This window comes from Enterovibrio sp. QJM3NY_24, assembly GCF_057786035.1.
Window position 1 is genome coordinate 3,076,762 of sequence record NZ_CM173519.1, and the last position, 18,792, is coordinate 3,095,553.

General features: G+C 48.5%; 20 protein-coding genes. 14 read left to right on the top strand and 6 right to left on the bottom strand.

The features are described 5' to 3' along the window. Window positions 1–2 precede the first annotated feature (2 nt). The 4 genes from fbaA to tkt all read right to left on the bottom strand — a co-directional run bounded on the left by fbaA (window position 3) and on the right by tkt (window position 5,749). Entirely contained in the window at window positions 3–1,079 is a 1,077-nt protein-coding gene (gene fbaA / locus AC3CIC_RS13695) for a class II fructose-bisphosphate aldolase (RefSeq protein ID WP_016960320.1), read from the bottom strand. Between the two features lie 226 nt (window positions 1,080–1,305). After that, window positions 1,306–2,469, bottom strand: coding sequence for a phosphoglycerate kinase (locus tag AC3CIC_RS13700; RefSeq protein WP_488514872.1), 1,164 nt, complete (start codon window positions 2,467–2,469; stop codon window positions 1,306–1,308). A 69-nt stretch (window positions 2,470–2,538) separates the two neighbouring features. Next, window positions 2,539–3,567, bottom strand: coding sequence for an erythrose-4-phosphate dehydrogenase (gene epd, locus AC3CIC_RS13705; protein ID WP_488514873.1), 1,029 nt, complete (start codon window positions 3,565–3,567; stop codon window positions 2,539–2,541). Between the two features lie 184 nt (window positions 3,568–3,751). After that, complete coding sequence (gene tkt, locus AC3CIC_RS13710) at window positions 3,752–5,749, bottom strand: transketolase (RefSeq protein WP_488514874.1); 1,998 nt, start codon at window positions 5,747–5,749, stop codon at window positions 3,752–3,754. Between the two features lie 400 nt (window positions 5,750–6,149). On the opposite strand from tkt, the gene metK reads away from it, so the two are divergent. The 7 genes from metK to ruvX all read left to right on the top strand — a co-directional run bounded on the left by metK (window position 6,150) and on the right by ruvX (window position 11,664). Next, window positions 6,150–7,304: a methionine adenosyltransferase gene (gene metK, locus AC3CIC_RS13715; protein WP_017004535.1), complete on the top strand. Its 1,155-nt coding sequence runs from the start codon at window positions 6,150–6,152 to the stop codon at window positions 7,302–7,304. A gap of 106 nt (window positions 7,305–7,410) precedes the next feature. Beyond that, window positions 7,411–7,902 carry a SprT family zinc-dependent metalloprotease gene (locus AC3CIC_RS13720; protein ID WP_488514875.1) on the top strand — a complete coding sequence of 164 codons (492 nt, stop codon included), beginning with the start codon at window positions 7,411–7,413 and terminating at the stop codon, window positions 7,900–7,902. Window positions 7,903–8,031: 129 nt separating this feature from the next. Then, window positions 8,032–8,742, top strand: coding sequence for an endonuclease (locus tag AC3CIC_RS13725; protein WP_488515919.1), 711 nt, complete (start codon window positions 8,032–8,034; stop codon window positions 8,740–8,742). 83 nt (window positions 8,743–8,825) lie between these two features. Beyond that, entirely contained in the window at window positions 8,826–9,557 is a 732-nt protein-coding gene (gene rsmE, locus AC3CIC_RS13730; protein ID WP_026024010.1) for a 16S rRNA (uracil(1498)-N(3))-methyltransferase, read from the top strand. A gap of 13 nt (window positions 9,558–9,570) precedes the next feature. Further along, window positions 9,571–10,518: a glutathione synthase gene (gshB, locus tag AC3CIC_RS13735; protein WP_017004537.1), complete on the top strand. Its 948-nt coding sequence runs from the start codon at window positions 9,571–9,573 to the stop codon at window positions 10,516–10,518. Window positions 10,519–10,661: 143 nt separating this feature from the next. Beyond that, the gene (locus tag AC3CIC_RS13740) at window positions 10,662–11,225 is read left to right on the top strand and encodes a YqgE/AlgH family protein (RefSeq protein WP_017004538.1); all 564 of its coding nucleotides are present in this window, start codon (window positions 10,662–10,664) and stop codon (window positions 11,223–11,225) included. A gap of 10 nt (window positions 11,226–11,235) precedes the next feature. Next, a complete protein-coding gene (ruvX, locus tag AC3CIC_RS13745) occupies window positions 11,236–11,664 on the top strand; it encodes a Holliday junction resolvase RuvX (RefSeq protein WP_017004539.1) in 429 nt (142 codons plus the stop codon). Between the two features lie 33 nt (window positions 11,665–11,697). On the opposite strand, the gene AC3CIC_RS13750 is transcribed toward ruvX, so the two are convergent. Next, window positions 11,698–12,813, bottom strand: a complete 1,116-nt coding sequence (locus AC3CIC_RS13750) for a PilT/PilU family type 4a pilus ATPase (RefSeq protein WP_016959545.1) — start codon at window positions 12,811–12,813, stop codon at window positions 11,698–11,700. A 2-nt stretch (window positions 12,814–12,815) separates the two neighbouring features. Next, complete coding sequence (locus tag AC3CIC_RS13755; protein ID WP_016959546.1) at window positions 12,816–13,853, bottom strand: type IV pilus twitching motility protein PilT; 1,038 nt, start codon at window positions 13,851–13,853, stop codon at window positions 12,816–12,818. A gap of 26 nt (window positions 13,854–13,879) precedes the next feature. Here AC3CIC_RS13755 and AC3CIC_RS13760 point away from each other — a divergent pair, with 26 nt between their 5' ends. From AC3CIC_RS13760 to hemW, 7 genes are all read left to right on the top strand, one after another. Further along, the gene (locus tag AC3CIC_RS13760) at window positions 13,880–14,587 is read left to right on the top strand and encodes a YggS family pyridoxal phosphate-dependent enzyme (RefSeq protein WP_017004541.1); all 708 of its coding nucleotides are present in this window, start codon (window positions 13,880–13,882) and stop codon (window positions 14,585–14,587) included. 67 nt (window positions 14,588–14,654) lie between these two features. Next, window positions 14,655–15,473, top strand: a complete 819-nt coding sequence (gene proC, locus AC3CIC_RS13765) for a pyrroline-5-carboxylate reductase (protein WP_017004542.1) — start codon at window positions 14,655–14,657, stop codon at window positions 15,471–15,473. Between the two features lie 9 nt (window positions 15,474–15,482). Beyond that, complete coding sequence (locus AC3CIC_RS13770; protein WP_029486341.1) at window positions 15,483–16,052, top strand: YggT family protein; 570 nt, start codon at window positions 15,483–15,485, stop codon at window positions 16,050–16,052. Window positions 16,053–16,055: 3 nt separating this feature from the next. Continuing rightward, window positions 16,056–16,358: a DUF167 family protein YggU gene (gene yggU, locus AC3CIC_RS13775; RefSeq protein WP_488514876.1), complete on the top strand. Its 303-nt coding sequence runs from the start codon at window positions 16,056–16,058 to the stop codon at window positions 16,356–16,358. Between the two features lie 60 nt (window positions 16,359–16,418). Further along, window positions 16,419–16,856, top strand: a complete 438-nt coding sequence (locus tag AC3CIC_RS13780; protein ID WP_017004544.1) for a DUF4426 domain-containing protein — start codon at window positions 16,419–16,421, stop codon at window positions 16,854–16,856. A gap of 121 nt (window positions 16,857–16,977) precedes the next feature. Next, window positions 16,978–17,577 (top strand): XTP/dITP diphosphatase, encoded by a 600-nt coding sequence (locus AC3CIC_RS13785; protein ID WP_017004545.1) that lies wholly within the window; start codon window positions 16,978–16,980, stop codon window positions 17,575–17,577. A 6-nt stretch (window positions 17,578–17,583) separates the two neighbouring features. After that, complete coding sequence (gene hemW, locus AC3CIC_RS13790; protein WP_394211572.1) at window positions 17,584–18,735, top strand: radical SAM family heme chaperone HemW; 1,152 nt, start codon at window positions 17,584–17,586, stop codon at window positions 18,733–18,735. The last annotated feature ends 57 nt before the right edge of the window (window positions 18,736–18,792 follow it).

Here is an 18,792-nt window from a genome sequence, read left to right on the forward strand (position 1 = left end):
AATTACAGAACGTCGATTGCGTTCAGGTCAGCAAATGCTTTCTCAAGACGAGTAACCATAGAAGCCTGACCAGCACGTAGCCATACGCGTGGATCGTAGTACTTCTTGTTTGGCGCAGCTTCGCCAGTTGGGTTACCGATTTGACCTTGTAGGTAATCAAAGTTATCAGCAGAGTAAGTACGGATACCGTCCCACGTTGCCCACTGAGTATCAGTATCGATGTTCATTTTGATAACACCGTAACCGATAGACTCTTGGATTTCTGCTTCAGAAGAACCAGAACCACCGTGGAATACGAAGTTCAATGCGTTCGGAGCGATACCGAATTTCTCAGCACAGTAAGCTTGAGAATCACGCAGGATAGTTGGAGTAAGAACAACGTTACCCGCTTGGTAAACACCGTGAACGTTACCGAAAGATGCTGCGATAGTGAAACGTGGGCTGATAGCGCTCAGTTTCTCGTATGCGTATGCAACGTCTTCTGGAGAAGTGTAAAGCTCAGACGCGTCCATATCAGAGTTGTCTACGCCGTCTTCTTCACCACCAGTACAACCCAGTTCGATTTCTAGCGTCATGCCCATCTTTTCCATGCGAGCAAGGTATGCAGCACAGATTTCGATGTTTTCTTCTAGTGATTCTTCAGACAGGTCAATCATGTGTGAAGAGAACAGTGGCTTGCCAGTTTCAGCGAAGTGCGCTTCACCAGCGTCAAGCAGACCGTCGATCCATGGCAGCAATTTCTTAGCAGCATGGTCAGTGTGCAGAATAACGGGAACACCGTAAGACGCAGCAACTGCGTGAACGTATTTTGCGCCAGCAACAGCACCAAGGATTTGTGCACCTTGGCCTTCTAGCTTAACGCCTTTACCAGCGAAGAAGCCTGCGCCACCGTTAGAGAACTGAACAACAACAGGTGCTTTAACTTTAGAAGCAGCTTCTAGAACACCGTTGATTGAATCCGTGTTTACTACGTTTACCGCTGGAAGAGCGAATTTATTCTCTTTAGCAATTTCAAACACTTTCTGTACGTCGTCACCAGAGATAACGCCAGGTTTTACAAAATCAAAAATCTTAGACATAACAATAGTCCTATTTACTCTGTAGTCTTTGAATGAATCAGTACCAAGCTGGCCATATCCCGACCAACTCAGCTAAATCGGCAAACGTTTGCGATCAGCGCTGCGCATTGTACCCAAACGTCTCACCAAACACATTAATTTTTCGGTTTGGTGTCTGCATCAAACCGGACATTAGTCGCAAGATAAGATGCATAAAAAACGGGGGTAACAACCCCCGTTTTTTATATTATGCTTTTGCGCGAGCTTCTAGCATTTCAACAGCTGGAAGTACTTTACCTTCAACAAACTCAAGGAATGCACCACCGCCAGTCGAGATGTAAGAAACATCAGCTTTGATACCGAACTTGTCGATAGCTGCCAATGTGTCACCACCGCCTGCTACAGAGAAGCCAGCAGATTCAGCGATTGCTTTAGAAATACCCGCCGTACCCGCTTCGAAGTTTTTGAACTCGAATACGCCAACAGGGCCATTCCATAGGATGGTTTTCGCGTTGCTGATGATTTCAGCAAGCGCCGCAGTTGATTCAGGACCTAGGTCGAAAATCATGTCGTCATCTTGAACGTCAGCAACGTTCTTGATTTCAGCTTCTGCGTTTTCGTCAAATGCTTTCGCACATGCAACATCAGTTGCAACTGGAATTGCACATTCTTTCATTAGCTTTTTAGCTGTATCTAGCAAATCCGCTTCGTACAGTGATTTGCCCACGTTGTGGCCTTCAGCTGCAATGAAGGTGTTCGCGATACCACCGCCAACAACCAGTTGGTCAGCGATTTTAGATAGAGACTCAAGAACAGTCAGCTTGGTAGAAACTTTAGAACCACCAACGATAGCAACCAACGGACGCGCCGGGTTGTCCATCGCTTTACCTAGTGCTTCAAGTTCAGCCGCTAGAAGAGGGCCTGCACATGCGATAGGAGCGAATACACCTACGCCGTAAGTCGATGCTTGTGCGCGGTGCGCAGTACCGAATGCATCCATCACGAACACATCACAAAGTGCAGCGTAAGCTTTAGACAGCTCGTCTTCGTTTTTCTTTTCGCCTTTGTTGAAACGAACGTTTTCTAGAACCACTAGCTCACCCGCGTTCAGCTCTAGGCCGTTCAGGTAGTCTTTTGCTAGTTTAACGTCACAATCAAGCGCGTCGTTCAAGTAGTTAACGACAGGCTGCAGAGAGAATTCTTCCGCGTACTCACCTTCAGTTGGACGACCAAGGTGAGAAGTAACCATGACTTTCGCGCCAGCTTCTAGGCAAAGCTTAATCGTTGGCAGAGATGCAAGAATACGTGCATCAGAAGTTACTTTACCTTCTTTAACCGGTACGTTTAGGTCAGCTCGGATAAATACACGTTTGCCAGCCAGATCCAGATCGGCCATTTTGATTACAGACATTTTCGTCCTCTCTCTAAAGTTGCAAAAATAAAAAATTTGCTTTGGTTTTTACAAAATAAAAACCGTGACTCAAGCCTTCGAGCCACTTGAAATTGCATCCATGGCTAACGCGGTATCAAGCATCCGGTTAGCAAATCCCCACTCGTTATCACACCACACCAGCATCTTCACCAAATTGTGGTTACTTACTCGTGTTTGCGAGCCATCGACAATGGCACTGTGAGGGTCATGGTTAAAGTCTATCGAGACAAGTGGTGCCTCGGTATAATCTACAATGCCGTTCAATGTACACCGAGCGGCCTCTTCGAGTGATTGATTTACGTCATTAACTTTCACTTTCGTGTTAACTGTGACGCTTAAATCCATTGCAGTGACGTTAATCGTTGGAACTCTAACCGAAATCGCTTCAAATTTGTCAGAAAATTTCGGAAAGATTCTTCCAATTCCCAAATGTAATTTGGTGTCGACAGGAATAATTGACTGACTCGCAGCACGGGTGCGTCGCAAATCAGGGTGATAAGCATCAATCACTTGCTGGTCATTCATGGAAGAGTGAATGGTGGTGATGGTGCCAGACTCAATACCAAACTGTTCATCAAGCACCTTAATCACAGGCACGATACAGTTAGTGGTACAAGAACCATTGGAAACAATGCGATCGCTGGCTTTCAAGGAGTCTTCATTCACACCAAAAATGATGGTGTTATCTAAGTCATTACTACCAGGATGGGAGAACAATACTTTTTTCGCACCAGCATCGAGGTGGGCTTGACCATGTTCGCGATTGCCATAAACACCCGTGCAATCGAGCACGATGTCGATGTCTAGATCACGCCAAGGAACCAGATTAATGTCACTTAAGTGAAGGATGCGAATTTTATCGTCGCCGACAAAAAGAAACTCCTGGCTATTGGAGACTTTTTTAAAAAATCGACCATGACTGGTGTCATATTGCAGAAGATGCGCCATCGCATCAGGCTCAGCGAGTTCATTGACAGCGATGATGTCAATTTTGTCTCTTCGGCCACTCTCGTAAAGTGCGCGAAGCACACTACGGCCAATTCGACCAAATCCATTAATTGCAACGCGTAATGCCATGTCCCTGACCATCTGAGTCGTGAATGAAATACGGCGGACAGTCTATCTCAAGCACGTAAAATACGCACGTAGAATGTGACTGGTCTCTCATCAAAACTTCTGATTGATTCGTTCAGATATCAAAAAGAAAAAGCCCCGCAAAAGCGGGGCTAAATATTGACGTTCGAACACCTGACATCGTCAGTTATGCAAGTAGCTCTTTCGCCGTCTCTACCACGTTTTCAACGGTAAAGCCGAACATCTTGAACAGCTCGCCTGCTGGTGCAGACTCACCGAAAGAGTGCATGCCGATGATACGACCGTCAAAGCCAACGTACTTGTACCAGAAGTCAGCGATGCCCGCTTCAATTGCAACACGAGCGGTCACATCTGAAGGCAGTACTGATTCACGGTATGCCGCATCTTGCTTGTCATAAACGTCTGTCGCTGGCATAGATACCACGCGAACTTGCTTACCTTCAGCAGAAATTTGCGCAGCCGCTTCAACCGCCAGCTCAACTTCTGAACCGGTTGCAATCAAGATAAGATCTGGCTGGCCCACACAATCTTTCAGCACGTAACCGCCTTTAGCGATGTCAGCCACTTGCTGTGTGTTGCGATCTTGTTGTGCCAAGTTTTGACGCGAGAAGATCAGCGACGTTGGACCATCTTTGCGCTCAATCGCCAGTTTCCAAGCGACCGCAGATTCCACTTGGTCACATGGACGCCATGTGCTCATGTTTGGCGTTAGACGCAGTGAGGCGATTTGCTCAACCGGCTGGTGTGTTGGGCCATCTTCACCCAGACCAATCGAGTCATGGGTATACACTTGGATGTTCTGAATTTTCATCAGCGCAGCCATACGCATTGCGTTACGCGCGTATTCCATGAACATCAGGAAGGTTGCGCCGTAAGGTACAAAACCACCGTGCAGCGCGATGCCGTTGATGATCGCTGTCATACCGAACTCACGCACACCGTAGTGAATGTAATTACCGGATGCGTCTTCAGCAGTCACGGCTTTCGAACCCGACCACATGGTGAGGTTTGAAGGCGCAAGGTCAGCAGAGCCGCCCATAAATTCTGGTAGCATGGCACCAAACGCTTCTAGCGCGTTTTGAGACGCTTTACGTGATGCAATGTTGGCTGGGTTTGCTTGCAAATCAGCGATGATTTGGCTCGCTTTCGCTTCCCATTCTGCTGGCAGTTCGCCGTTTACGCGGCGTTTGAATTCAGCAGCAAGCTCTGGGTATGCCGCTTCATAAGCTGCAAGTTTTTCATTCCACGCAGACTCTTTCGCCGCGCCAGCTTCTTTGGCATCCCATGCGCCGTAAACGTCAGCAGGGATTTCAAACGGACCGTGCTCCCAACCAAGCTGTTTACGTGTCGCTGCGATTTCGTCAGCGCCTAGTGGTGCGCCGTGACAATCGTGGGTGCCAGCTTTATTTGGTGAACCAAAGCCAATCACGGTTTTCGTACAGATCAGGGTTGGACGACCTGTTTCTGCTTTTGCTGCTTCAATCGCCGCATTGATTGCATCGGCATCGTGACCGTCTACTGCTGGAATAACATGCCAGCCGTACGCTTCAAAACGCTGAGGCGTATTGTCAGTGAACCAGCCTTCAACATGACCATCGATAGAAATACCGTTGTCATCCCAGAACGCCACCAGCTTGCCAAGACCTAGCGTACCCGCCAGTGAACATGCTTCATGAGAGATACCTTCCATCAAGCAACCGTCGCCCAAGAACACAAAGGTGTTGTGGTCAACGATAGCATGGCCGTCGCGGTTAAATTGCGCTGCCAGTGATTTCTCTGCCATCGCCATACCAACAGCGTTGGTGATGCCTTGGCCTAGTGGGCCTGTGGTGGTTTCAATGCCCGGTGCATAACCGTATTCAGGGTGACCTGGGGTTTTTGAATGCAGTTGGCGGAAGTTTTTCAGATCATCAATTGAGAGGTCGTAACCCGTCAGGTGAAGCAGAGAGTAAATCAGCATTGAGCCGTGACCGTTGGATAAGATGAAACGGTCGCGATCAGCCCATTCAGGGTTTTGCGGGTTGTGGTTCATGTGGTCGCGCCACAGTACTTCGGCGATATCAGCCATGCCCATTGGGGCGCCCGGGTGACCAGAGTTGGCTTGTTGTACACCGTCCATGCTTAGTGCACGAATCGCGTTTGCTAAAACCTTGCGGGAAGACATGTCTGCTCCTGAGATCAATAGACGTTTTGTTTTATATGCAATCAGGCGCAATACTTTTATTCGTAGATGGCCAGATCGCAGAAGTCGGCGGGGTCGTATTGTCGCAAGACTCCCGTTCCTCTGCAAACGTTTTACATGGCTGATTTTATAGGAAACTGCGCCTATCTAGCGTGTTTGTGCCGCATCTATTTGTAATTACAGGATGACCAACGCAAACGTTTCCCTTTTAGGCGGACAAACCGTGGGGTTGATTTATCAATCTCGTGACGTAGAATAGACGTCCAGATGGAAAAGCATCTATACCTTTAAACGTATATTCGATATCAATTTTATACCAACGGCAGTCAGCACACGTTTAACACACTGCTGAAATTGGTATTTACTCATTAGGGAAAACGTTATGGCTAAGCACCTGTTCACTTCTGAATCTGTATCAGAAGGCCACCCAGACAAAATTGCAGATCAGATTTCTGATGCCGTTCTTGATGCAATTTTGGCGCAGGATCCAAAAGCACGTGTGGCGTGTGAAACCTACGTCAAAACTGGCATGGTGATGGTTGGCGGTGAAGTAACAACGTCAGCATGGGTTGATATCGAAGAAATCACACGTGAAACCGTGCGTGAGATTGGTTATGTACATTCTGACATGGGCTTTGATGCAGACTCTTGTGCTGTATTGAATACCATTGGTAAGCAATCGCCAGACATCAACCAAGGTGTTGATAAAGCAGATCCTAAAGATCAAGGCGCTGGCGACCAAGGCATCATGTTTGGTTACGCAACCAACGAAACCCCTATTCTTATGCCTGCGCCAATTACCTATTCTCACCTGCTGGTCAAAAAGCAAGCGGAAGTGCGCAAGAGCGGCAAACTAGATTTCTTACGTCCAGACGCTAAATCACAAGTTACCTTCCAATATGACCAAGGTAAGATTGTTGGTATTGATGCGGTTGTTCTTTCGACTCAGCATTGCGATTCAGTCACGACTGAATACTTGCGCGAAGCGGTAATGGAAGAAATCATTAAACCGGTTTTACCGATTGAATGGTTGAACAAAGACACCAAATACTTCATCAACCCAACCGGTCGTTTTGTTATCGGTGGCCCAATGGGTGACTGTGGTTTGACAGGTCGTAAGATCATCGTCGATACCTACGGCGGCGCAGCGCGTCACGGCGGTGGTGCATTCTCTGGTAAAGATCCATCGAAGGTTGACCGCTCAGCAGCATACGCAGCACGTTATGTTGCTAAAAATATCGTTGCAGCTGGCATGGCTGATCGCTGTGAGATCCAACTGTCTTACGCTATCGGTGTCGCTGACCCAACATCTATCATGGTTGAAACGTTCGGCACAGAAAAAGTGTCTCAAGAGATCATCATCGAAGCGGTTCGCCAAAACTTCGACTTGCGCCCATATGGCCTGCAAGAGATGCTTGACCTGCTGCAACCTATCTACAAAAAGACAGCAGCATACGGTCACTTCGGTCGTGAAGAATTCCCATGGGAAAAAACGGACAAAGTGGCAGCATTACGCGATTTCGCGAACATCAAATAATCGCGACCACGCAGCACCACAGATTAAGAAAAGGGAAGCTTCGGCTTCCCTTTTTTCATGCCTCTCTTTACCCTAGCCGCTGTCACCACTTAACTTTGCCAAAGCGATGAACGAACTCCACTACCGTATTACCCGACGCGTAAGCGAATGCATTTATCAAGCAAGCCAGACCTTAAAGGCAGATTTTGCGGTGCCTGCGATCCGTTTTGATATTCGGGGAAAAACGGCGGGAATGGCGCTGCTTCAACGCTGGCAGCTTCGCTTCAATCCCGTATTATTGGCCGAAAACCCAGAAGCATTTATTAACGAAGTGGTTCCCCATGAAGTCAGTCATTTAATTGTCTTTGCGCGATTCGGACGTGTTCGCCCGCACGGCAAAGAGTGGCAAGCCGTTATGTCACAGGTCTTTGATGTTCAACCTAAAACCACGCATAGCTTTGACATCAAATCCGTGGAAGGCAAAACCTTTCCTTATCAATGCCAATGTGACGTCATCCCTTTATCTGTGCGTCGTCACAACAAGGTACAGCGCCAGCAAGTGCAGTACATGTGCCGCCGTTGTAAACAGCCCCTGATGTGGAAACCTTCAGCATTCTAACGCGAATGCGTTAATTGCCACTTTTCCCTCAATTAACAAGTTATTCAATTAACACTATTTTAGTGAGATTTAACTCGCATACATCTGCAATAATCAAAGTACTTAATTCCAAAAAGACTTTGTTTCATGATGAAAAAGTATCTCTTGCTGCTTTCTGCGTTGTTGATATCACCACTGGCGATGTCTGCTCCTGAGCATCCACAATCCTTTTCGAAAGCCAAACGCATCGCGCAAAAAATCTATCAGGATTATCCCACCTCTTTTTACTGTGGCTGTGACATTGAGTGGAAAGGGAAGAAGGGCGTGCCGCAATTAGATGAATGTGGTTACCAAGTGCGTAAGCAATTAAAACGTGCTAGCCGCATTGAATGGGAACATGTCGTTCCCGCTTGGCAATTTGGCCACCAGCGCCAATGCTGGCAAGACGGCGGACGCAAGAATTGCGGCAGAACAGACATAGCCTTTCGTTTAATGGAAGCGGATCTGCACAATCTGGTCCCTGCCATTGGCGAAGTGAACGGCGACCGCTCTAACTATCGTTTTTCACAATGGAACGGAAACAAAGGCGCATTTTACGGACAATGCGAAATGAAGGTCGATTTCAAACAGCGCGCGGTCGATCCACCCGCGCAAAGCCGTGGCGCCATTGCACGTATCTACCAGTACATGAATCAACAGTATGACTTTCGTTTGGCGTCAGCACAGAAAAAGCTCATGAATGCGTGGGATAAAACCTACCCTGTTACGGATTGGGAATGTGAGCGTGACCGTCGAATAGCCAAAGCGCAAGGTAACCACAATCCTTTCGTGAAAGCATCGTGCGAGAAAGCAGGTCTCTGATCTAGCTGAAGGCGAGCAACACTACAATCGTGAGGCAGCAGCGTGATACACTGCTGCTCATTATTAACAACGAAACGACCATCATGCGTATCCCTAGAATTTTCCATCCTGAACGTCTGCCCGACAATGGCCGCGTCTCTCTTAGTGAAGACGCTGCAAACCATGTTGGACGCGTATTGCGAATGCAAATTGGTCAGGAAATCCTGCTGTTTGATGGCAGTGGTGCTGAATTCCCCGCCGTCATTGCTGAAACGAGCAAGAAATCTGTCGCTGTTGATGTGGTTGAGCGTGTTGAACGCAGTATCGAATCGCCTCTGGATTTACACCTTGGTCAGGTGATCAGCCGCGGTGACAAAATGGAATTCACCATTCAGAAATCTGTTGAGCTGGGCGTCAATGTCATCACGCCGCTGATCTCAGAACGTTGTGGTGTCAAACTCAACGCGGAGCGCTTCGATAAAAAACTGCAGCAATGGCAAAAAATTGCGATTGCGGCCTGTGAACAAAGTGGTCGTAACATCGTGCCAGAGATTCGGCCCGTGATGGCGCTGGAAGAGTGGACGACTGAAGACTTTGATGGGCTGAAACTCAACCTGCATCCACGTGCAAAATACTCAATCAATACACTGCCAGAACCGGTCAAGCGCGTTCGTTTGCTCATAGGTCCTGAAGGTGGATTGTCAGCAGACGAAATTGAAAAAACGCGCGAATTTGGTTTCGAAGAAACCTTATTAGGGCCGCGCGTGTTGCGAACAGAAACCGCAGCATTAACGGCGATCACCGCCCTACAGGTTCGCTTTGGCGATCTCGGCTAATTAAGGACAATACATGATCAAACTGGGCGTAGTGATGGATCCAATCGAATCCATCAATATCAAAAAAGATTCTTCCTTTGCCATGATGCTAGAAGCGCAAAAGCGTGGCTGGGAAATTCACTACATGCAGATGCACGACTTGTCGCTAGAACAAGGCAAAGCATTGGCACGCACTAAAATCGTGACGCTGGAAGAAAACCCAGACAACTGGTTTGAAGTGAAAAGTGAGCAAGAGATCGCTCTTGCTGATCTTGATGCTGTTTTGATGCGCAAAGATCCGCCTTTTGATACCGAATACATCTACGCAACTTACATTCTTGAGCGCGCTGAAGTGGAAGGTTGTCTTATCGTCAACAAACCGCAAAGTCTGCGTGACTGCAATGAAAAGCTGTTCACTGCGTGGTTCCCTGAGCATACGCCGATCACTTTGGTGACACGTCGTGCTGATCAGATCAAAGCTTTCCATGAAAAACACGGCGACATCATTCTCAAGCCCTTAGATGGTATGGGTGGCTCATCGATTTTCCGCGTTAAGCAGGGCGACCCAAACTTGTCAGTGATCATCGAAACTCTGACAAACCTTGGTAACACCTACTGCATGGCGCAAACCTTTGTGCCAGATATCAGTAACGGTGATAAACGCATTCTGGTGGTGGACGGCGAGCCAATGCCATACTGCCTAGCGCGTATTCCCGCCAAAGGCGAGACCCGCGGTAATCTGGCTGCTGGGGGTCGTGGTGAAGCCCGCCCTCTGAGCGATACCGATTGGGCAATCGCACGCGCCGTTGCGCCAACGCTAAAAGAGAAAGGCCTCGTATTTGTAGGTTTGGATATTATCGGTGACAAGCTGACTGAAATTAACGTGACCAGCCCAACCTGTATCCGTGAAATTGAAGCGGCCTTTGATATTAATATCAGCGGTAAGTTGATGGACGCGATTGAAGCGCGTCTACAAAAATAATCCGCACACAACCTCGCGTAGTTTCGGCTGCGCGAGGCTGACTTTCTCTGACTTACCGCTCATACTGAACTAAGCATCATTATTTCACAGCACCTGTATATCAGTCGCTTTACGCCGACGCATCTCAGCAGTGGAAGGGCATCATGAACTTTAAAAATCATTTCCTTGTCGCAATGCCCAGTATGTTAGATGACCGTTTCAAGCACAGTGTTATCTATGTGTGCGAGCACAATGAGGACGGTGCAATGGGACTGGTGATTAACCAGCCCATCGATATCTCGGTCGCCAACATGCTTGAACAAATCGAGGTAGAGCGCGAGAGCCATGTCACCCACCCAGTGAGCCTCGATCAGCCTGTCTTATTTGGCGGCCCTGTATCAGAAGATCGCGGATTTGTTCTGCACAAAAACAGGCAAGAGTTCGGCTCTAGCATTCAACTGTCTGATGCACTGACAGTGACCACATCGAAAGATATTCTGAGTATCTTAGGCACTAACGATGAACCTGAGCAGTTTATTGTCGCGCTGGGTTATTCAGGCTGGGACGCGGGGCAACTCGAACAGGAGCTGGCTGAAAACAGTTGGCTCACCATTGAAGCTGACCCTACCGTTATTTTCGATACCCCAATCAATGAGCGTTGGGAAAAAGCACTCAAGCAATTGGGCATCACTGCGCTCAATCTTTCGTCCGATATCGGACACGCATAAGAGACATCCAATGAGTAACATTCAAACTGTGCTGGGCTTTGATTACGGCACAAAAAGTATTGGCATCGCGATTGGCCAAACCATTACTGGCACCGCTCAACCGCTTAAGGCACTGAAAGCAAAAGATGGCATCCCAAGCTGGGACGCCATTGAAGCGATCTTAAAAGAATGGAAACCCGATTTAGTGGTGGTGGGTTTACCGCTTGATTTACAAGGCGGTGAACTAGAAAGCATCACACCTCGCGCACGCAAATTTGCCAATCGCCTAAAAGGGCGTTTTGGCGTTGATGTCGAGTTGCATGATGAGCGTCTCACCACAACAGAGGCGCGTTCTTCACTTTTTGAACACGGCGGGTATCGCGCATTGGGCAAGGGAAACATTGACTGCCAATCCGCGGTTATCATTGTCGAAAGCTGGCTTGAAAATCAGTACAGTTAAATAAGCGCCTGATGGCGCTTTTTTTTCGTTTACTTACGAGCCTTCGATACTAACATCGGCAAGTGACAGCGAACTCGAGGATTGCTCTGCCATTTTCATCATCAGCTTCAGTTCATTGCGAGAATCAGCGTGATGTAACGCTTCTTCCTTCGAGATTTTTCCTGCCTGATAAAGCGTAAACAGTGATTGGTCAAAGGTGCACATACCCGCTGTTTCGCCCTTGCTGATACACGCTTTAAGCTCGTGCAATTCACCACGACGGATCAAATCAGAAACATGGGAAGTATTGAGCAATAACTCATATGCGCCATGACGACCAATACCGCTGATATCAGGCACCAACTGCTGCGCTAGAATGCCCCTGAGATTAAGTGACAAATCAAACAGGAATTGTTCACGACGCTCTTTCGCCACCAAATGCAATACACGTTCGAGTGCCTGATTGGCGTTATTTGCGTGAAGGGTGGCGATACACAAGTGACCCGTCTCCGCAAACTGCATGGCATATTCCATGGTCTCTCTCGTGCGGATCTCGCCAATCATGATCATGTCCGGCGCTTGACGCAGCGAGTTCTTTAGCGCCACTTCATAGCTCTCGGTATCAATACCTATCTCACGCTGTGTCACAATGCATTTTTTATGCGGATGGATGAACTCAATCGGATCTTCTACCGTCAGAATATGGCCGCTGCGATGAGTATTGCGAAACCCTAGCATGGCCGCCATAGATGTCGATTTCCCCGACCCCGTTGCGCCCACAATCAATACCAGCCCACGTTTGGCAATCGACAAATCCTGAATCACATCTGGCAAGCCTAGCGTTTGGATCTCTGGGATCTTGGTTTCAATACGTCGCATCACCATGCCAGGCAAATCTCGCTGCCAAAACGCACTGACACGAAAACGGCCTGATTCGGTGACCAAAGCAAAGTTGGCCTCACGCTCTTCCATGAATTTCCGATGTGTGTCTGTATCCATCGCTTGCGATATCAATGCCTTCACCCCACTCAGATCTAACGTTTCACCGTTGGGCGTTAAGCTGCCATCAACACGCAGCATGCAAGGCGCACCCACAGTGATATAGCAATCTGATGCACGTTGATTGAGCATGGCATCAAGCAATTGAAAAAGGGGCGTCTGATCTGTCATCGTTAAAAACCTGTCCCTGAGCTATCTAACGCCTTGTTGGCTTCGCTGCTATCAATCACACCCTGCATCATCAAGTTGCGCAGTGATTGCTCCATGGTTTGCATGCCCATACCAGAGCCTGTCTGGATCATCGAATACATCTGCGCCACTTTGTCTTCACGAATCAGATTTCGAATGGCAGGCGTCGCAATCATCACTTCATGGGCAGCCACTCGCCCGCCAGTGACCTGTTTAATCAGTTTTTGCGATACCACCGCGCGTAGCGATTCTGACAACATGGATCGCACCATCGGTTTATCCGCACCAGGAAACACATCAATAATCCGGTCAACCGTCTTCGCGGCACTCGACGTGTGCAAGGTGCCAAACACTAAGTGACCCGTTTCAGCGGCGGTCAACGCAAGGCTGATGGTTTCTCTGTCGCGCAACTCACCCACCAAAATGACATCTGGGTCTTCACGCAATGCGGAACGAAGCGCGTTATTAAATGAATGCGTATCTCGGTGAACTTCACGCTGGTTGATCAAGCAACTTTTTTGCTCATGGACAAATTCAATCGGGTCTTCAATCGTCAACACATGACGATGTTGTTCACGGTTAATCTTATCTACCATCGCAGCCAACGTCGTGGATTTACCTGACCCCGTTGGCCCAGTAACGAGCACGAGTCCTTTTTGATAGTTAACAAACTGCTCAAACACCGAAGGCGCATTGATGGCCTCTAGCGTTGGGATCTTTGATGGGATGTTTCGAAACACCGCTGCGCAACCGCGTGATTGGTGGAATGCATTAACACGGAAACGGCCAACAGATGCCAGTTCAAACGAGAAATCCACTTCAAGGTTTTGCTCAAATTCTCGTTGCTGGGCATCGTTCATAATATCGAAGATGAGGCGGTGCACGTCATTGTGCTCGAGTGCAGGCAGGCTAAGCTTTCGAACATCACCATCAACGCGGACCATCGGAGGCACTCCCGCAGAAAGATGTAGATCTGAGGCATTATGCTTTACACTAAAGTCCAATAATTCAGTAATATCCATTAATCCGTTTCCTCGCAGAATTAGCCATGTGTAGTATCAAACAAAACCTAGAGCAGGTCACCCGCCAAATAGACAATGCCGCACAAAAATGCGGGAGAGACGCCGCTGGCGTGCAACTGTTGGCGGTAAGCAAAACCAAACCCATTGAAGCTATCGCACATGCGACAGCCGCTGGGCATCGCCAGTTTGGCGAAAACTATGTACAAGAAGGGGTGGATAAAATCCTTCACTTCCGCCCGCTTCATTCTGATTTGGAATGGCATTTTATTGGCCCGATTCAATCCAATAAAACACGCCTAATTGCCGAACATTTCGATTGGGTGCATTCCGTTGATCGCAGCAAAGTTGCACGGCGATTGAGTGAACAGCGCCCAGATGACATGCCCCCGCTGCAAGTACTGATCCAAATCAATACCAGCGGCGAAGCGTCAAAATCAGGCACTGGTTTTGAAGAAGTGAAAGCGCTGGCAGATGAAATCGACCAACTTCCTCATCTCACACTGCGCGGCCTGATGTGTATCCCTCAGCCCGAAAGTGATCACGATGCACAAATGGTCGCCTTTGCGCCATTAGTGGCATTGTTTGAAGAGATGAAAGCGACGCGCCCACACTTTGATACCCTTTCGATGGGAATGAGTGGCGACATGGACGCCGCAATTGCCTCGGGCAGCACCATGGTTCGTATCGGCACCGCCCTTTTTGGCGCGCGCGATTACAGCAACCGTGGCGAGTGAAGCATCCTCGCCATATGAATACATCAGGTAAGCCAATCACCGCTTGCCAGACACAAGGAATCATTTGATGGAACAACGCACCATTGCCTTTATCGGCGCGGGCAACATGGCTCGCTCAATCATTGCGGGTTTGATTCAATCGGGCTACCCCGCCTCACTTCTGACAGCGGTTAACCGCACGCCAGAGAAAAGCGCCGCCTTTCGCGATAGCTTTGGCATCAACGCCAATGAAGATGCCATTGCCAGTGCAAAGCAAGCGGATGTCGTGGTGCTGGGCGTGAAACCGCAAGGCATGGAAGAATTGCTGGCGAGCATGACGGAGATTGATTGGAGCAAGAAACTGGCTATATCGATCGCCGCAGGGATTTCTGTCGCACGCTTGTCAGACATGGCAAGCGCGCCACTTAACCTTGTTCGTGTGATGCCAAACACACCTTCACTGGTTGGAGAAGGTATGAGTGGGCTTTATGCTCCAGAATCAGTAACAGAACTTGATCGTCAGTTTGCTGGAGATCTGCTGCAAGCGGTCGGAAAAATTTGTTGGGTCAGCGAAGAATCTGGCATCAATGCTATTATCGCTGCCGCTGGCAGTGCACCTGCCTATTTCTTCTTGTTTATGGAAGCAATGCAGGCAGAAGCTGAGCGCCAAGGCTTTGATAAACAAACTGCACGCGCGTTGGTACAGCAATCCGCGCTCGGCGCAGCTAAAATGGTGGTTGCCAACCCCAATATTGAACTGGCAACCTTAAGAGAACAGGTAACGTCAAAAGGCGGCACCACCGCTCAGGCACTGAGTGTATTTAATAACAACCAACTTTCAGAGACTGTATCAGAGGCCATGCAAGCCGCTGTTCGTCGTGCTGAAGAAATGGAATCGCTATTTTAGGGCTAATTTATGAACTCAATGAACTTCCTCGTTTCAACACTGTTCGACCTCTACATTATGGTGGTGTTGCTTCGAGTTTGGCTGCAATGGGCACGCGCAGATTTTTACAACCCATTCAGTCAGTTTGTCGTTAAAGCGACGCAACCTATCGTTGCACCATTACGCCGAGTCGTTCCATCAATTGGTAACTTTGATTTTGCCACGGTGCTGTTTGCGTTCGTGTTGTGTGTCGCCAAGTTTTTTGTTCTGCAAATGATCGCTTCAGGTGGCATGCCACCGTTTGATCTTTCCTACCTGCTAATAGGATTGATTGCATTGGTGAAAGCCGCGGGTGGTTTGCTGTTTTGGGTATTGATCCTGCGAGCAATCCTGAGCTGGGTCAGCCAAGGTAAAAGCCCGATTGAGTTTGTTATGGTTCAGTTGACGGAGCCTCTAGTGGCCCCTATTCGTCGCGTACTACCATCGATGGGCGGTTTGGATTTGAGTGTACTGGTTCTGTTTATCGTATTGCAGTTCTTGAACTTCTTCATCGGTGACCTGCTCAGCCCTTACTTTGGCAACCTGTGGTTCGTACTATAATTAATGAGTACTGCATGGCTGGATAACGAGGATTTAATCCTAAGATTGTATATCCAGCCTAAAGCAAGCCGTGACCAGTGGATGGGAATACATGGCGAGGAAATCAAACTCGCCATTACTGCTCCACCGGTTGATGGCAAAGCCAATGCCCATCTCACCAAGTTTCTCTCCAAACAATTCAAAGTCGCAAAAGGCCACATCGCGATCGAAAAAGGCGAGTTAGGCAGACACAAGCAAGTAAGGGTGAAAAATCCGGTCATTTACCCTGAGGCTATCAGCAATCTGATCCCCTCCTCCAAACAGTAAATCAGTAAGTGCACCGTTAACTTCACCGTGCGCCTACTCCACCAAACAAGGAACTCTGTCATGAAACCTCTGTTACTCTCTATCGTCAGCGCCTTGTTGCTGCTGATATCGCCGCTATCACAAGCGGAACAGTCGAAAGACATGGGGTCATTGGAAGTGCACTACTCTGCGCTCAACGCCACCTTTATTCCTCCTGCGGTTGCGAAGGCTTATGGCATTAAACGCAGCAGTGCCAACGCACTGATCAACATCGCTATCTTAGATAAGAATCAATCAGGCAAGCCTGCACTGACCGCGAACATTTCCGGTAATGCGCGTAATTTGCTAGGCACCACCAAACCCTTAGAATTTCGTGAAGTCCGCGAAGGGAATGCCATTTATTATCTGGCGGAAGTTCGCATTGCTAATGAAGAAAACGTCACCTTCAATATTGATATCAATGCCGAGGGGAATCGCAGTGGCAAGCTGACGTTCCAGCAAATCTTTTACGAAAACTGAGCAACAGCACATGTGGGTACGTCTTGCTAAGATCGAAAGATGACACCACGTGGCAATCCGGTATTATGGCGCCCATTCGTGGCGCCATTTTTTATCGGCGACCACCCAAGAGGAGACGAAAATGATGAAAGTGGTTCTGGCGACAGGTAACGCAGGCAAAGTAAGAGAAATGGCCGATTTGCTGCAAGATTTTGGTCTGGATGTCATGGCGCAAAGCGAGTTTGCCGTGGTTGATGCCGAAGAAACCGGCACCACCTTTATCGAAAATGCCATCATCAAAGCACGTCATGCCGCCAAAGAAACTGGCTTGCCAGCGATTGCTGATGACTCGGGCTTGGAAGTGGATTATTTAAATGGCGCACCCGGCGTATACAGCGCACGTTATGCGGGTGAAGGCAAAGGCGACCAAGCCAATCTAGAAAAGCTACTAGAATGCATGGCTGATGCACCAGATGATCAACGTTCTGCTCGCTTCCATTGCGTACTGGTTTACATGCGTCACGCTAACGATCCAACACCACTGGTGTGTCATGGTGTCTTCGAAGGCTCTATTGCACGTGAAGCGTCAGGTTCACATGGCTTTGGCTACGATCCGGTTTTCTATGTCAAAGAACACGATTGCACCTTGGCGAACCTTGAGCCTGCAATGAAAAAACAAATATCGCACCGCGGTCAGGCGCTGAAGAAACTGTTCGCCGCGATGCGTCAAGAGAAGAAGTAATTCATCATGGCTGTTCAAATCCCATTAAGTCTTTACGTGCATATCCCTTGGTGTGTGCAGAAATGCCCCTACTGCGATTTCAACTCGCACACACTAAAAGGCGAGATCCCAGAGCAAGATTATATCTCTGCTCTGCTGGACGATTTGCAACGAGACTTAGTCCGTTTTGATGGCGTAAGTGGTCGTCATCTGCATTCGATCTTCATTGGCGGTGGTACACCGAGCTTGATGTCACCACAAGAGATCTCACGTCTTTTAAACGGTATCGATGCACTGATCCCGTTCAAAGAAGGCATTGAGATCACCATGGAGGCCAACCCCGGCACAGTGGAAGCTGACAAGTTCATTGCTTACCAGAGCGTTGGCGTCAACCGCATCTCGGTGGGCGTTCAAAGCTTTGACAACGCGAAGCTTGAACGCTTGGGTCGAATTCATGGATCAGAAGAAGCCAAGCGTGCGGCCAAACTGGCTCATGAAGCGGGATTGAACAGCTTTAACTTAGATTTGATGCACGGGTTGCCCGACCAAACCTTGCAAAGCGCCTTGAGCGATCTCAAGCAAGCGATTGAGCTCGACCCTCCGCACCTGTCTTGGTATCAGCTCACCATTGAACCCAATACTCAGTACTATTCGAAACCGCCGGTTTTGCCTGACGATGACGACCTGTGGGACATCTTCGAGCAAGGCCATCAACTGCTCACTGATGCAGGTTATGTGCAATACGAGACCTCGGGTTACAGCAAGCCGGGTTATCAGTGTCAGCACAATCTTAACTACTGGCGTTTTGGTGACTATCTGGGCATTGGTTGTGGAGCGCATGGCAAAATTACTTCTGGCATCAATACCATACAGCGCACAGTAAAAGTGAAACACCCGCGCGGATATCTCGATACTGAGAAAGAATACCTCAGCGAATTGCATATAGTGGAAGCTGATGAAATGCCGTTTGAGTTTTTCATGAACAGATTCCGCTTGGTTGAGCCGTGTCCAAAAGCTGACTTCTCTGCACGTACAGGCTTATCACTGGATGTGATTGCAACACCCATTGAAAAAGCCATCGAGCAAGGGTTGCTGAGCGAAACCGAGACCCACTGGCAAGTGACTGCCAAAGGCCGCCTGTTCCTGAACGATCTTCTTTCCGTCTTCATCAACGAGTAAAGGCAGCACGAACGCTGCCTTGTCCCTGAGGCGCTAACGCTCAGGTAAAGCTAAGGA